Origin of the sequence: Microlunatus phosphovorus NM-1, assembly GCF_000270245.1 — a bacterium.
Taxonomy (GTDB): domain Bacteria; phylum Actinomycetota; class Actinomycetes; order Propionibacteriales; family Propionibacteriaceae; genus Microlunatus; species Microlunatus phosphovorus.
On record NC_015635.1, the window covers coordinates 4,976,601 to 4,991,318 of the forward strand.

At 68.1% G+C, this 14,718-nt stretch carries 8 protein-coding genes; 6 read left to right on the plus strand and 2 right to left on the minus strand.

The genetic code is table 11. The features are described from left to right. The first annotated feature begins 7 nt into the window (after positions 1-7). The gene (locus MLP_RS22605) at positions 8-1,129 is read left to right on the plus strand and encodes a cysteine desulfurase family protein (protein WP_013865519.1); all 1,122 of its coding nucleotides are present in this window, start codon (positions 8-10) and stop codon (positions 1,127-1,129) included. 144 nt (positions 1,130-1,273) lie between these two features. Next, positions 1,274-3,949, plus strand: a complete 2,676-nt coding sequence (locus tag MLP_RS22610) for a LuxR C-terminal-related transcriptional regulator (protein WP_083843916.1) — start codon at positions 1,274-1,276, stop codon at positions 3,947-3,949. Between the two features lie 474 nt (positions 3,950-4,423). Here the strand turns inward: MLP_RS22610 and groL are convergent, their stop codons facing one another. Beyond that, complete coding sequence (gene groL, locus MLP_RS22615; RefSeq protein ID WP_013865521.1) at positions 4,424-6,049, minus strand: chaperonin GroEL; 1,626 nt, start codon at positions 6,047-6,049, stop codon at positions 4,424-4,426. 260 nt (positions 6,050-6,309) lie between these two features. Between groL and MLP_RS22620 the strand changes: the two genes are divergently transcribed. The 3 genes from MLP_RS22620 (at position 6,310) to MLP_RS22630 (ending at position 12,834) form a co-directional block, all read left to right on the plus strand. Continuing rightward, the gene (locus MLP_RS22620) at positions 6,310-8,910 is read left to right on the plus strand and encodes a glycogen/starch/alpha-glucan phosphorylase (RefSeq protein WP_013865523.1); all 2,601 of its coding nucleotides are present in this window, start codon (positions 6,310-6,312) and stop codon (positions 8,908-8,910) included. 945 nt (positions 8,911-9,855) lie between these two features. Continuing rightward, positions 9,856-11,337, plus strand: a complete 1,482-nt coding sequence (locus tag MLP_RS22625; RefSeq protein WP_041793254.1) for an MDR family MFS transporter — start codon at positions 9,856-9,858, stop codon at positions 11,335-11,337. A 42-nt stretch (positions 11,338-11,379) separates the two neighbouring features. After that, a complete protein-coding gene (locus MLP_RS22630) occupies positions 11,380-12,834 on the plus strand; it encodes an LLM class flavin-dependent oxidoreductase (RefSeq protein ID WP_013865527.1) in 1,455 nt (484 codons plus the stop codon). A 34-nt stretch (positions 12,835-12,868) separates the two neighbouring features. Here MLP_RS22630 and MLP_RS22635 read toward each other — a convergent pair whose 3' ends face one another. Further along, positions 12,869-13,705, minus strand: a complete 837-nt coding sequence (locus tag MLP_RS22635; RefSeq protein ID WP_013865528.1) for an HAD-IIA family hydrolase — start codon at positions 13,703-13,705, stop codon at positions 12,869-12,871. Positions 13,706-14,165: 460 nt separating this feature from the next. Between MLP_RS22635 and MLP_RS22640 the strand changes: the two genes are divergently transcribed. Then, positions 14,166-14,369 (plus strand): hypothetical protein, encoded by a 204-nt coding sequence (locus MLP_RS22640; protein WP_013865529.1) that lies wholly within the window; start codon positions 14,166-14,168, stop codon positions 14,367-14,369. Positions 14,370-14,718 lie beyond the last annotated feature (349 nt).

The following is a 14,718-nucleotide window of genomic DNA, read 5'->3' on the forward strand; positions in this document are numbered from 1 at the left end:
ACTCCGGATGACCTATCTGGATGCCGCAGCCACCACCCCCGTACGCCGTCAGGTGCTCGAGGCGATGTGGCCCTACCTGACCACGACGTACGGCAACCCGGCCAGTCATCACGAGGTCGGTGAGGCTGCGGCTCGGGGGCTCGACGCAGCGCGTCGCGCCGTCGCCCAGGTGCTCGGCGCCCGGCCGGCCGAGGTCACGTTCACCTCCGGTGGCACCGAAGGCGCCAACACGGCGATCAAGGGCATCGCGCTCGCGGCGCCCCGGGGCCGGCACGTGATCGTCTCCGCGATCGAGCATCCGGCCGTCCTGGAATCCGCGCGCTGGCTGGGCAGACTCGGCTACGAGGTCACGGAGCTGGGTGTCGATGCCGATGGTCTGGTCTCCCCCGAGGCACTTGCTGCGGCAGTCCGCCCCGACACCACGCTGGTCAGCATCCAGTACGCCAACAACGAGATCGGCACCATCCAGCCGATCGCCGAGCTGACTGCCATCACGCGTACTCACGACATTCCGTTCCACACCGACGCGGTGCAAGCCGCCGGTTGGCTCGAGCTGAATGTCGACCACCTAGGAGTCCAAGCGCTCAGCATCTCCGGCCACAAGCTCGGGGCACCCAAGGGCATCGGCGTGCTCTATCTACGCCGCCGGACCCCGATCGAGCCGCTGATCCATGGCGGCGGACAGCAGCGCGGTCTGCGGTCGGGCACCGAGGACGTCGCCGGCGCGGTCGGGATGGCCACCGCCCTGCGGCTCGCCCGCGCCGCCGACCCGGCACTGCTTGCGGCGACGCGTGATCGCTTCATCACCCGGGTGGAGGCCGGGGTCCCTGATGCCCGGCTCACCGGCCACCGTACGCAGCGACTGCCCGGCCACGCCTCCTTCGTGCTGCCGGGGATCAGCGGCGAGTCGGTGTTGCTCGATCTCGAACGCCACGGCGTGGTCTGCTCCAGCGGGTCGGCCTGCGCCGCCGGCAGCGACGAGCCATCGCACGTGCTCACGGCGCTGGGCATTCCGGCCGAGATCGCCCAGACCGCACTGCGCTTCAGCTTCGAGGCCGGCACCACCGACGGCGACCTGAACCACGCCGCCGACGAACTCAAGAGCGCCGTCCCCCGTCGCGCCACCTGACGTCCCACATCCGCTCGATCTTGTCGGTCTCGCGCTATCTACAGATCGAGCAGATCCAACAAGATCGAGCAGATCGCCCGGGACGACTAGCAGAGGACTTTTGGCCTACCTGGCAGCCCAGGGTCGCCAACTACAGTGAATCGCATGTCTGCTCTGGACGGCAGGGCGCCGTCCCGGGTCCCGGTGCCGACGGCCAAGTTGGCCATTCCTCGGCCCTTGGATCGTGGGGTCCGGCGCGACAGGCTGCTCGGGGTCCTCGACGCCGCCACCGTTGATCAGGTCCTGCTGCTCAGTGCACCGGCGGGGCACGGCAAGACGAGCCTGGTGGCCGAGTGGTGCAACCGCACCCCGGAGCGGACGGCGTGGGTGTCGCTCGATCGAGCCGACAGATCCGAGACTGCCCTGTGGGCAACGATCCTCGCCTCGCTCGGTGCGTGCGCCGCGGTGTCGGCAGACAGCCCGGTGCGCCTCCTCGACCCGCCCGGCGACGCCGCCGCCGTACTCGCGTTCGCGGAGCGGCTGACCGGGGGTCTCGCCCGGCTGCAGGCCCCGGTCCGACTCGTACTCGACGACCTGCACGTGTTGGCCGGGAGCGAGGCGATGAATGTCGTGGAGTCGCTGCTGAGCTACCTGCCGAACGGACTGCAGATCATCCTGGCAACCCGTAGCGATCCCAGGTTGCCGTTGGCGCGCTGGCGAGTGTCCGGTCGGCTGGTGGAGGTGCGCAGCGACCGGCTGGCTTTCACGAAGGCCGAGGCCCGTGACCTCGTCGAGCGGAGCGGTCTGCGGCTACGAGACGATCAGCTCACCACCCTGGTGGAACAGACCGGCGGCTGGGCGGCCGGCCTGCGGCTGGCCACCATGTCGCTCGCGTCGACCGATGACCCTGACGGTTTCCTCACCGATCTGGCCGGCAACGACCGGGCGATCGCCGACTATCTGGTCAGCGAGGTGCTCTCCCGGCTGCCCACCGAGGCCGGGTCGATGCTGCGCCGACTGAGTATCTGTGACCAGCTCTCTGCCTCGCTGGCCGAGGCACTGACCGGCACCTCGGAAGCCGTCGAGCTGCTGACCGCACTCGAACGGGAATCCTCGCTCGTGGTCAGCCATGGCTCGGGACGGCAGTGGTTCCGCATTCATCCGCTGCTCCGGGCGCACCTGAAGGCTGACCTGCACCGCTGCGATCCCCGCTTGAAGGAGCAGCTGTACGCCGTTGCAGCCCGGTGGTACGCCGCCGACGGCGACCCCGCTGCAGGGCTGCGCTGCGCCGCGCACGTCAGCGATCCAGCGGTCAGCTCGGCCATCGTGCACGAGCACGCGTTGACCCTGCTCGGTGAGGGCCAGTTCGACGTCCTTCGGGACGCCTGGCGACGGTATCCGACCGAGGCGCTGGACGCCGAGCCCACCGTGGCGCTCGTCCTCGCTCTGGCCTTCCTCGACGCCGGCGAGGCGACCATCGCGGCAGAGCTGGCCAAGCGCGCCGACCGCCGGCTGGCTCGGCGCACGGACGACGACGAGCGCGTCGCCGCTACCCACCGTTGGCTTCGCGCTCTGGTGCGGGTCCGCCTCACGTGGCTGTCGGGCGAGCTGGACCACGTCCCGATGCCTGAACCCGACACTCAGGATCTGCCGCTTGACCTCAACCTGCCGTCGGAGCTCGCTCTCAGCCGCCTCACCACAGCTCTCGCCAGCGCCGCTGGCGGCGATCTCGACGAGGCGCGCCGCCATGCGACCTCGTCCCTGCGGGCCGCCGAGCTCGGCGACCAGCCGTACGTGGCAGCCCAGGCAACGGTGATCTTGGCCGTGGTCGCTGTGGCTCGCGGCGAGTTGCAGGAAGCCGGCGCACTCGCCGCCCGCGCCGACGCGTCGGCACCCGAGTCGCAGTGGTCCGGCACGGCCGAGCAGTCGGTGACCTCGGGCATCCGCTGCTACAGCGCACTGATGGCCGGCGATCCGGTCCAAGCCATCTCCCTGGCCGCTCCGTCGATCCGTTTCCACGCCGGCGAGCTCGCCGCCCAGCAGCCGACGGCCGCGCTGGCCACGATGGTCGTGGCGGTGGCGCGGCACGACCTCGGCGACCATGACGACTCGGCCCTCGCCGCGCTTCGCGAGATCCGGGCGAGAATTCCCTCCGATCCGCTCAGTCGCAAGGTTCTCGCTGTCGGATCTCTGTGGGAGCAGGAGATCTCCCTGGCACTCGGCCAGGCTGAACGGGCCCGAGAAGTGCTGCAGGCCATGCGGTCGACACTGGGATCGACCGGTGATGTGGCCTATCTGCGTGCCTGCGCCGCAATCGCCCGAGGTCGCCACGATGCCGGGCGGGAGTTGCTCGACTCGATCATCGACGGTCGACACGCGCCCCTGGCCGAGTGGGTCGAGGTCGCCTGCCGGGTCCAGCTGGCGTCCTTGGGTCTGCGGCTGCGACGCCGGGCCGAAGCGCGCGTCCTGCTGAGAGAAGCGCTCGAGCTGGCAGCCGGCCAGGGAGCGCTACGTCCCTTGATCATCGCGCCCGAACCGGTGATCGAGCTGCTCGCCGGCGACTCCCAGCTCCTCGGATCCGAGCACGCCGAGCTGATCAGGACCGTACTGGGACTGCGACCGGCGGAGCGGCAGCGCGGCGGGCTTCCCCTCACCCCGCGGGAGCTCGAAGTGCTGACCATGCTGCCGAACCTGTGTTCCGTGTCCGACATCGCTGCCGATCTGTCCGTTTCGGTCAACACGGTCAAGACTCATCTCAAGGCGATCTACGCGAAACTCAGCGTCGACTCGCGACGCAAGGCGATCGAGGTCGGACGACGCCATGGTTACCTCGTCCCCTGACGACTCCCATCGCGAGCGGCCGTGAGGCGGAGCGGGGGCTCTGTCTGGACTGAGGAGCGAGCAAACACGCTCTTCGTTTGCGAACGACGAAGGAAGACAGAGCCCTGGGAGCGCACCCGAACAGCGAGTCGACGACTCCCGTCGCGAGCGGCCGTGAGACGGAGCGAGGGCTCCGTCTGGACCGACGAGGGAGCAAGACACGCTCTTCGTCGTGCGAGCGAGGAAGGAAGGCGGAGTCCTGGGAGCGCAGTCGAACAGCGAGCGACGACTCCCGTCGCGAGCGGCCGTGAGGCGGAGCGAGGGCTCTGTCTGGACTGAGGAGCGAGCAAACACGCTGTTCGTTTGCGAACGACGAAGGAAGACAGAGCCCTGGGAGCGCAGTCGAACAGCGAGCGACGACAAACACAGAGGCGGCCCCCAGCTGGGGACCGCCTCCGGTTGTTGCTCGATAGCCGAGCGGGTCAGAACCTCAGATCAGAAGTCCATGCCGCCCATGCCGCCACCCATGTCGCCACCCGGAGCAGGCGCAGCCTTCTCCGGCTTGTCGGCGATGACGGCCTCGGTGGTGAGGAACAGGGCCGCGATCGACGCCGCGTTCTGCAGCGCGGACCGGGTCACCTTGGCCGGGTCGATGATGCCGGCCGGCACCAGGTCGACGTACTCACCGGTGGCCGCGTTCAGACCGTGACCGGCAGCCAGTCCGCGGACCTTCTCGGCCACCACGCCCGGCTCCAGACCGGCGTTGAAGGCGATCTGCCGCAGCGGCGCCTCAGCCGCCGTGAACACGATCTGTGCACCGATGGCCTCGTCACCGTCCAGGTCGACCTTGGCGTGCTGCGCAGCCTGCAGCAGAGCCACGCCGCCGCCGGCGACGATGCCCTCCTCGACCGCAGCCTTGGCGTTGCGGACGGCGTCCTCGATCCGGTGCTTGCGCTCCTTCAGCTCGACCTCGGTGGCCGCGCCGACCTTGATCACGGCCACGCCGCCGGCCAGCTTGGCCAGCCGCTCCTGCAGCTTCTCGCGGTCGTAGTCGGAGTCGGAGTTGTCGATCTCGTTACGGATCTGGTTGACCCGGCCGGCGATCTGCTCGGAGTCGCCCGCGCCCTCGATGATGGTGGTCTCGTCCTTGGTCACCACGACCTGACGAGCCTGGCCCAGCAGCTCCAGCTCGACGCCGTCGAGCTTGAGGCCGACCTCCTCGGAGATGACCTGGCCACCGGTCAGGATCGCGATGTCGGTCAGCATGGCCTTGCGACGATCACCGAAGCCCGGAGCCTTGACGGCGACGGACTTGAAGGTGCCACGGATCTTGTTCACGATCAGCGCGGCCAGAGCCTCGCCGTCGACGTCCTCGGCGATCACGACGAGCGGCTTGCCGCTCTGCATGACCTTCTCCAGGACCGGCAGCAGCTCCTTGAGGTTGCTGATCTTGGAGTTGACGATCAGCACGTACGGATCGTCGAGCACGGTCTCCATGCGCTCGGTGTCGGTGACGAAGTAGGGCGAGATGTAGCCCTTGTCGAACCGCATGCCCTCGGTGAGCTCGAGCTCCAGGCCGAAGGTGTTCGACTCGTCGACGGTGATGACGCCTTCCTTGCCGACCTTGTCCATGGCCTCGGCGATGATCGCACCGACCTGGGTGTCAGCGGCGGAGATGGAGGCGGTGGCAGCGATCTGCTCCTTGGTCTCCACGTCCTTGGCGGTCGCTGCGAGCTCTGCGACCAGGGCGGCCACGGCGGCCTCGATGCCCCGCTTGAGGGCCATCGGGTTCGCGCCGGCGGTCACGTTGCGCAGACCCTCGCGCACCATGGCCTGGGCCAGCACGGTGGCGGTGGTGGTTCCGTCGCCCGCGACGTCGTCGGTCTTCTTGGCGACCTCCTTGACCAGCTCGGCGCCGATCTTCTCGTACGGGTCCTCGAGCTCGATCTCCTTGGCGATGCTCACGCCATCATTGGTGATGGTCGGGGCACCCCACTTCTTCTCCAGCACGACGTTGCGGCCCTTGGGGCCCAGGGTGACCTTGACGGCGTCCGCGAGGATGTTCATCCCCCGCTCGAGGCCGCGTCGCGCCTCGGTGTTGAACTGAATCAGTTTCGGCATGTTCTCCGCGAGTCCTCCCGCGAGCGGGGTATGTCCCCGCACGGTGGTATGGATAGGTTTCTGGGTCTCCCCGAGCGATGCCCGCGACGGACGCCCGTACGCCGCTGCCGGGTGGCCGCGACGCGTGGGCTCACCGCTTGGTGAGGTAGCACTCTCAATGCGAGAGTGCTAACACCATGTTTAGCACTCTGGCATGGCGAGTGCAAACATATCGAGTGCCGGATGACACGAGAGAGGCCGGACGACGCTACCGTTACCCCGTGTCCGACAACGCCACTACCTTGAACGACGACCTCGAGCTGGAGGTCGTCACCGATATTGATCCTGCGCCCGCATCTACTGACGACACCGATACCGCAACCGCGGAAAGCCGGCCGACGAAGCGAAAGCCGACCCATGCGCTCGCGCTCGCGCCCGTCGGGTCGCCGCCCAGCTCGGTGGACGGGTTCGTCAAGGAGTTCCTCCGTGAGCTCAACTTCGGCCAGGGTGTAGCCCTGTCCACCTCGACGGTGAACGACCAGTACATGGCGCTCGCCAAGACCGTCCGCCACTATCTGATGGCCCGCTGGCTGGAGACCCTGCGTCGCCAGTTCCAGAGCCAGGCCAAGGGCGTGGCGTATCTGTCTGCGGAGTATCTGCTGGGTCGCCAGCTGGGCAACGCCCTGCTCGCTACCGGTCTCACCGAGATCGTCGAAGAGGGCCTGGACCAGTGCGGCATCGACCTCGCCGATCTGCGCGCCCAGGAGGTCGAGCCCGGACTCGGCAACGGTGGCCTGGGTCGTCTGGCCGCCTGCTTCATCGACTCGCTGGCCACCATGAACGTGCCGTGTGTCGGCTATGGGATCCGGTATCAGTACGGCATCTTCCGCCAGACCTTCGTCGACGGCCGGCAGGTCGAGCAGCCCGACTCGTGGCTGACCCTCGGCGCCCCGTGGGAGTTCCCGCATCCGGAGGCTGCCCAGACCATCAACTTCGGCGGCCACACGGAGCACTACACCGACACCGACGGGGTCGAGCGCAGCCGCTGGGTGCCGGGCTGGAAGGTCAAGGCGGTCCCGTACAACTACATGGTCCCCGGCTACCAGAACGGCCGGGTGAACACGCTGCGGCTGTGGCGCTCGGTGGCCACCGATGCCTTCGACCTGCGGATCTTCAACTCCGGTGACTACGAGGAGGCGGTCCGCGCACAGACGTACGCGGAGAACATCTCCAAGGTGCTCTATCCGGAGGACTCCACGCCGCAGGGCAAGGAGCTGCGGCTGCAGCAGCAGTACTTCTTCGTCGCCGCCTCGATCGCCGACCTGCTGCGCTATCTGCTGCCGAAGGACTACGACCTGCACAACCTGCCCAACCGGGTGATCTTCCAGCTCAACGACACCCACCCGGTGATCGGCGTGCCCGAGCTGATGCGGGTGCTGGTCGACGAGAAGAAGATGGACTGGGACGAGGCCTGGGCGATCACCCAGCAGTGTTTCGCCTACACCTGTCACACTCTGCTGCCGGAGGCGTTGGAGGTCTGGCCGGTCGAGCTGCTCGGACGGCTGCTGCCCCGTCACCTGGAGATCATCTACCGGATCAACGAGGAGTTCTTGGAGCAGGTCGCCGAGCGGTTCCCCGGTGATCACCTGCGGATCTCCCGGATGTCGATCATCGCCGAGTTCCCCGAGCGGGCGGTCCGGATGGCGTACCTGGCCACCGTCGCCGGCGCCAAGGTCAACGGTGTCGCCGAACTGCACTCGCAATTGCTGCGCGACAAGGTGCTGCCCGACTTCGACGAGTTCTATCCCGGCAAGTTCACCAATGTCACCAACGGCGTCACCCCGCGGCGCTTCGTCAAGCTCGCCAACCCAGCGCTGTCCGAACTGATCACCGACGCCATCGGGGTGGGCTGGCTGACCGACCTGGAGCGGCTGCGGGAACTGGAGCCGTACGCGACCGACGAGGAGTTCCGCGAGCGGTTCCGCGAGGTCAAGGCGCACAACAAGCGCCGGCTGAACCGGGTGCTGGAGCAGCGGGACGGCACCTCGGTGGACGACACCCACATGCTGGACGTGATGGTGAAGCGGCTCCACGAGTACAAGCGGCAGACCCTGAAGCTGCTGCACATCGTCACCGAGTACGACCGGATCATCTCCGGCGAGGTGGCCGCGGCCGACATCACGCCCCGCACCTTCATCTTCGGTGCCAAGGCAGCGCCTGGCTACAAGATCGCGAAGGACATCATCCACCTGATCAACGGGGTGGGTTCGGTCGTGAACAGCGACCCCCGAGTCGAGGGTCGGCTCAAGGTGCTGTTCCCGCCGAACTACAACGTGACGCTGGCCGAGAAGGTCATCCCGGCGGCCGACCTGTCCGAGCAGATCTCGCTGGCCGGCAAGGAGGCCTCCGGCACCGGCAACATGAAGTTCGCCCTGAACGGCGCGCTCACCATCGGCACCGACGACGGCGCGAACGTCGAGATCCGCCGGCTGGTCAAGGACGACAACTTCTTCCTGTTCGGGCTGCTCGAACCGGAGGTCGAGGACCTGTACGCGCGGGGCTACGTGCCCAGTTCGTACTACGAGAAGAACGAGAGCCTGAAGCGGGCGATCGACCTGATCGCCGAGGGTGCCTTCTCCAACGGTGACCGGGACATGTACGCGTCGGTGGTCGGCAATCTGCTGCACGAGGACCGCTTCATGGCCCTGGCCGACTACGAGTCCTACATCGAGGCGCAGGACAAGGTCGCTGCCGCGTACGCCGACACCGAGTGGTGGACCCGGGCCGCGATCTTGAACGTGGCTCGTTGCGGGTTCTTCTCCTCCGATCGCTCGATGCGCGACTACATCGACCGCATCTGGCACACCCCGCCGGCGTACTGATCGATCCTGCTCTGGACCGGTCCGGGATCACTTCCGGGCCGGTTCGGGCCGGTTCCGGGCCGGTTCGGGTCGATTCCCGGCCGGTTCGGGTCGATTCCCGGCCGGTTCGGATCGATTCCCGGCCGGTTCGGGTCAGCTCCCCACCTCTCTTTCCCACTTCGCACCACCTGATGCGACTGCGCACCAGGCACGCATGGTGCGCCGCGACAGCAAATGGTGCGAAGCCGGGGAAGTCGATAAATGGTGCGAGGTCGATGCGGGATCTCGGCGGTCGGTGGTGGAGGCGGGTGCAGGTAGGTCCCTTTCGGCCCACGCCCTCGGCGCAGGTCCCCGCGAGAAGGAGGTTTGGCACCTGATTCGGCCGTGAACAGGTGCCTTGCCTCCTTCTCGATCAACGATCCCACCCGACAGAGCCAGAAGTCGCCGCTCCGGCGCCTATCTCTGGCCCCGCGGCGCGAACCGTACGCCGCACACGCCCGCTCAACGACCGTCCGTAGCCCCGCGGCGCAAGACGTACGCCGCACACACCCGGTCAGCGACCGTCCATGGCCCCGCGGCGCAAGACGTACGCCGCACACACCCGCTCAACGAGCGTCCATGGCCCCGCGGCGCAAAACGTACGCCACGCACGCGCAACTGGTGATCGTCGGTGGCCCGGCGGCGCAAAACGACTCAGCATCCCGTCAGAGCCGCGTACATCTCTGACCCGGCGGCGCCAGCCGGACCGGCGACCGCAGGTCACACCACCCCAATCCCCACTTCGCACCAACTGCCCTCTTCGCACCCCGTACACGTGGGGCGCAGTACATCCAGCTGGTGCGAAGTGGGAGTAGGCCCAGTGGGAGTAGGCCCAGTCAGTAGCCCCAGCAGCTCAGCCGACCGAGTGGCATTGATTGGGTCCATAGTTCGGGAATGCAATCGACCGGCCGCGGGTTGGCATCAGTCATGGCGCAACAGCAGGCGAGCCGGGTGAGCCGGGCCGAGGTCGGATTACGGTCCACCCGTGGCCCGATCCTGTTGTCGATGATGCTCAGCGTCGGGCTGGTGGCGATCGACTCGACCATCCTCGCGACGGCCGTTCCCTCGATCGTCCGCGACCTCGGCGGCTTCCACCAGTTCCCCTGGCTGTTCTCGATCTTCCTGCTGGCACAGGCGGTCTCCGTGCCGATCTATGCCAAGTTCTCCGACCAGTACGGCCGCAAGCCGATCATGCTGATCGGCGTCGGGCTGTTCCTGCTCGGATCCATCCTGTCCGGTCTGGCCTGGAGCATGCCGGCCCTGATCGCCTTCCGCGGCATCCAGGGACTCGGCGCCGGTGCGATCATGCCCACCTCGATGACCATCGTCGGCGACCTCTACACACTCGCCGAGCGGGCGACCGTCCAGGGCTACGTGGCCAGTGTGTGGGCCATCTCCGCGGTCGTCGGTCCGGCACTCGGCGGCATCTTCGTCGAGACACTGAACTGGCGCTGGATCTTCTTCGTCAACATCCCCCTGGCGCTGTTCGCCGGCTGGACCCTGCTGCGGCGCTTCCACGAGGACATCGAGCACGTACGCCACCGCATCGACTTCGCCGGCGCGATCGTGCTGACCGCCGGATCATCGTTGCTCATCCTCGGCCTACTGGAGGGTGGCGTGCTCTGGCCGTGGCGCTCACTTGCGAGCGTCGTCGTACTCGGCGGAGGCACCCTGCTGCTGATCACGTTCGCGCTCATCGAGCGGCGGGCCAGCGAACCGATCATCCCCGGCTGGGTCTTCCGGTCCCGGCTGTTCAACACCACCAACCTGGTCAGCCTCGCCGTCGGGGCGATCGTCGTCGGCCTCACCTCGTATGTCCCGCTTTATGTCCAGGGCGTGCTCGGCCACAACGCGCTGGTCGGCGGCTTCGCCGTCGCGGCTCTGACGATCGGATGGCCGATCGCCGCGTCGACCGCAGGCCGGGTCTATCTGCGGATCGGTTTTCGCTCGACCGGGCTGATCGGCGCCGTGGTGGCTCTGGTAGGTCTCGGTCTGCTCGCGACGCTGGCCGTCGACTCATCTGTCTGGTTGGTCGCGACGACCTGTTTCGTCATCGGGCTGGGCATGGGCTGGATCGCGAGCCCAACCCTGATCGCGGCCCAGTCGGAGGCGGAGTGGCAGGTCCGCGGCGTGGTGACGGGGACGAACATGTTCGCCCGCTCGATGGGGTCGGCAGTCGGGATCGCTGTCTTCGGCGCACTCGCCAATGCCGCCCTGGTCGGCGCCGGCGGAGCCGGTGGATCCGGTGACCACGGCGGGATCAGCATCGACGGGGTCGCTGCCGGTCAGCTGTTCGACGCCCTGCATCAGGTGTTCATCGCCTCGGCCGTCGTCGCCGTGGTCATGCTCATCGGCATCGCGCTGATGCCACGCAAGCCCACCGAGCATCAACTGCTGCCGCGGCGCTGACCCCGCACCAGCTCTCCACCGGCCGGCGGGCAAGATGAGCGGGTGACCTGGGTCGACAGCTCGCAGCCACTGCCAGACCCCTGCGTGGTGGTGCTGGCCGGTGCCGCCGGGTCGGGCAAGTCGACCTGGGCAGCGGCCCACTACGCCCGGGGCGAGATCGTCTCCACCGATGCGCTGCGGGCGGCCGTCGGCACCGGGCCGGCCGACCTCGATGCCTCCGCCGACGCATTCGCGGTCGCCGACCTGGTGATCGACGCCCGACTCCGCCGCGGCCTGACCACGGTGATCGACACCCTCGGCCTGGAGCCGGGCCGCCGGGTCGACTATCTCGATCGAGCCCGAGCCGCCGGGCTGGCCACGGCCCTGGTCATCCTCGACGCCCCGGCCCGGCTGTGCCGGATCCGCAACGCCGAACGCGACCGGCCCGTGCCGGCGGAGGCGCTCACCGGCCAGCTTCGCCGGGTCCGCGAGCTCAGGGCCCAAGCCAACTCCGAAGGTTGGGACCGGGTCGTCGTGCTGACCGCCGCCGACGCGCCGGCCGCGCCGCGGACCGCCCCGGTCTCCATCTCCGCCGCCGAGCAGGGTCGAACACACGTGATCCTCCAGCTCTCCCGCTTCCCTTGGGGCAAGGACCCGGCCCGCTGGCTGCGGCAGGTCGCCGAGACCGCCGACCAGGTCGGGTTCGCCGGGATCGCCCTGATGGACCACCTGATCCAGATCCCGCAGGTCGACCGGGCCTGGGAGGCTATTCCGGAGCCGTGGGTCAGCCTTGGGCTGTTGGCCGGCCTGGACACCGCGTTGCGGCTCGGCACGCTCGTCTCACCGGTCACGCTCCGGCCCGCCGGGGTGATCGCCAAGGCCGCCGCCACCCTTGATGCGCTCAGCGGCGGCCGGGCGTTCTGCGGGCTGGGCGCGGGCTGGTGGCAGCGGGAGCATGCCGCGTACGGGATCGAGTTCCCGGCCGCGAGGCAGCGCCTCGATCGGCTGGCGGCGACGGTGGAGACCCTGCGCGCCCTGTGGGCGGCCGGCACCAAGCCCTACCAGGGTCGAGGTGTCGGCCTGCCGGAGACGACCTGCTATCCCCGACCGGTCGGCCCGCTGCCGATCATCGTCGGCGGAGGCGGCGAACGCCGTACGCTGCGGATCGCCGCCGAGCTGGCCGACGGCTGCAACCTGCGGACCGACGACGCGCTGCCCCGCAAGATCGAGGTGTTCACCGGCTACCGCGAGGCGGCCGGCCGGGAGTCGGCGATCACGGTGCTCGATCTACCGCTGATCGGTCGTGACCGAGACGACGTCGCCCGCCGGGTCGAGCGGGTCCGAGGCCGGCTGAGCGCGCAGGCATACGCGGCCCGTCACCCGGTCGGCACCGCGCAGGCTCACCGCCGCCGCTACGCCGAGCTGGCCGGGCTCGGGGTCGAGACGATCTTCCTGGCGCTGCCCGATCTCGACCGGGCGAGCGATCTCGAGGTGTGCGCGCCGCTGCTTGCGGACTGAGCTCGCCGGCCGGACTCACCGGTGCGCCGACAGCTCAGTCGGCGGACAGCTCCTCGTCCTCGTGAGGCGCCAGTTCGGCGATCAACGGGACCACGTCGGCGATCGAGTCGACCACCCGGGTCGGCCGGTAGGGGAAGCCGGCGACCTGCTCGGCCCGGGTGGAGCCGGTGAGCACCAGGACCGTACGCAGTCCGGCCTCGATGCCGGCGATGACGTCTGTGTCCATCCGGTCGCCCACCATCACAGTCGACTCGGAGTGGGCGTCAATCCGATTGAGCGCCGATCGCATCATCAAGGGATTGGGCTTCCCCACGAAGTACGGCTGCACGCCGGTCGCCCGGGAGATGAGCGCCGCCACCGAGCCGGTGGCCGGCAGCGAGCCTTCCGGTGACGGACCGGTCACATCCGGGTTGGTGGCGATGAACCTGGCACCCCTCTCGACCAGCCTGATCGCCCTGGTGATCGCCTCGAAGGAATAGGTGCGGGTCTCCCCCAGCACCACGTAGTCGGGATCGGTCTCAGTCAGGATGAAGCCGGCATTGTGCAATGCCGAGGTCAGGCCGGCCTCTCCGATCACGTACGCGGAGCCGCCCTGTGCCTGGTCGGCGAGAAACTGCGCGGTGGCCAGCGCCGAGGTCCAGATCGATTCCTCGGGGATGTCGATGCCGCTGGCCAGCAGCCGCGCCCGCAGATCACGGGCAGTGAAGATCGAGTTGTTGGTGAGCACCAGGAAGCGGCGTCCGTACCGCTCGAGCGTCTCGATGAAGTCCGCGGCTCCCGGAATGGCTCGTTCCTCACGGACGAGCACTCCGTCCATGTCGGTCAGCCAGCAGGAGACGGAGTGCGGATCGCGGTCACCAAACACATTCATGGACCAAACCTGACAGATGAGTGCAAGTGATTCCCCCCGGGGATCGCCCGAGACCACCTGCGCCCTGCGTCCAGGCCGGGAATCCCCCGCCTGCCATGTCCACCGAACGGCCTACAGCAACTGGCAAGCAGGACCATCCTGACAGTAATTTTCCGTCAGGAAGGATCTCATAGTCAGGCGCATCGGCTCGCACGAAATGCCAGTGTCCGGCACCCGCAGAGGAATCCGTTCGCCCAAGGACAGTGACGTCATCTCAGCGTGGATCGGTTCGAAGGTAGGAACCAACCGCTTACCAGCTATTCCGGAGGAATGACGTGGCACGACGGATTGCGCTCTGGGTCATCCCATCGGCCTCCTCGTCATCCGCATCGTGGGTCTGATCGCAAACGAGGTGGTGGGCGGCAGGTTCTCGGACTGGTTGCTGGAACGGCGTCAGCGTCGAGCATGGGCACGAATACCAGTGGCCGCATGGCTCGCCATCGCCCTGAGCATCATCGTGCTGGTGGGCCGGGAGGCACTTCTCCAGCCGGGCCTCGCCACGGTGGTGCTGCTGACAGCCGTTGCGTCCATGGACGGCTGCCAGATCAAGGGCAGATGGGTCAACCTGGCGGTCAGCGGCGTCTTGTTGGCGGCCGTGGTGGTCTACGGGATTCCGCTCGTCTGACGATCCGACGGGTCGACATCGGAGGTCTTGTCCACCAAACGGTGGACAACGGTTTGGCACCAGCAGGCGGGCTACAACAAAATTCAACTAGGGAATGATCCACGTGCGACGGGAGTCCCCCTGGGGACCTTCAGCGAACGGTGTGCTGGGGACACATCGCCTCCGCGTCCGTCGCCATGGGCCATTCCGCAGGGAGGGCAGTCCTCCGAGGTTGGGGACCTGAAGGACCGGCCGCCCCTGAACGCGACGGGAGCGCGCCCACCACGGGTGCGCTCCTTTCGTTCACGTGGACCCAAAGCTGCTCGATCTTGTCGGCTCCGCACTACCTATAGATCGAGCGAGGCCGACA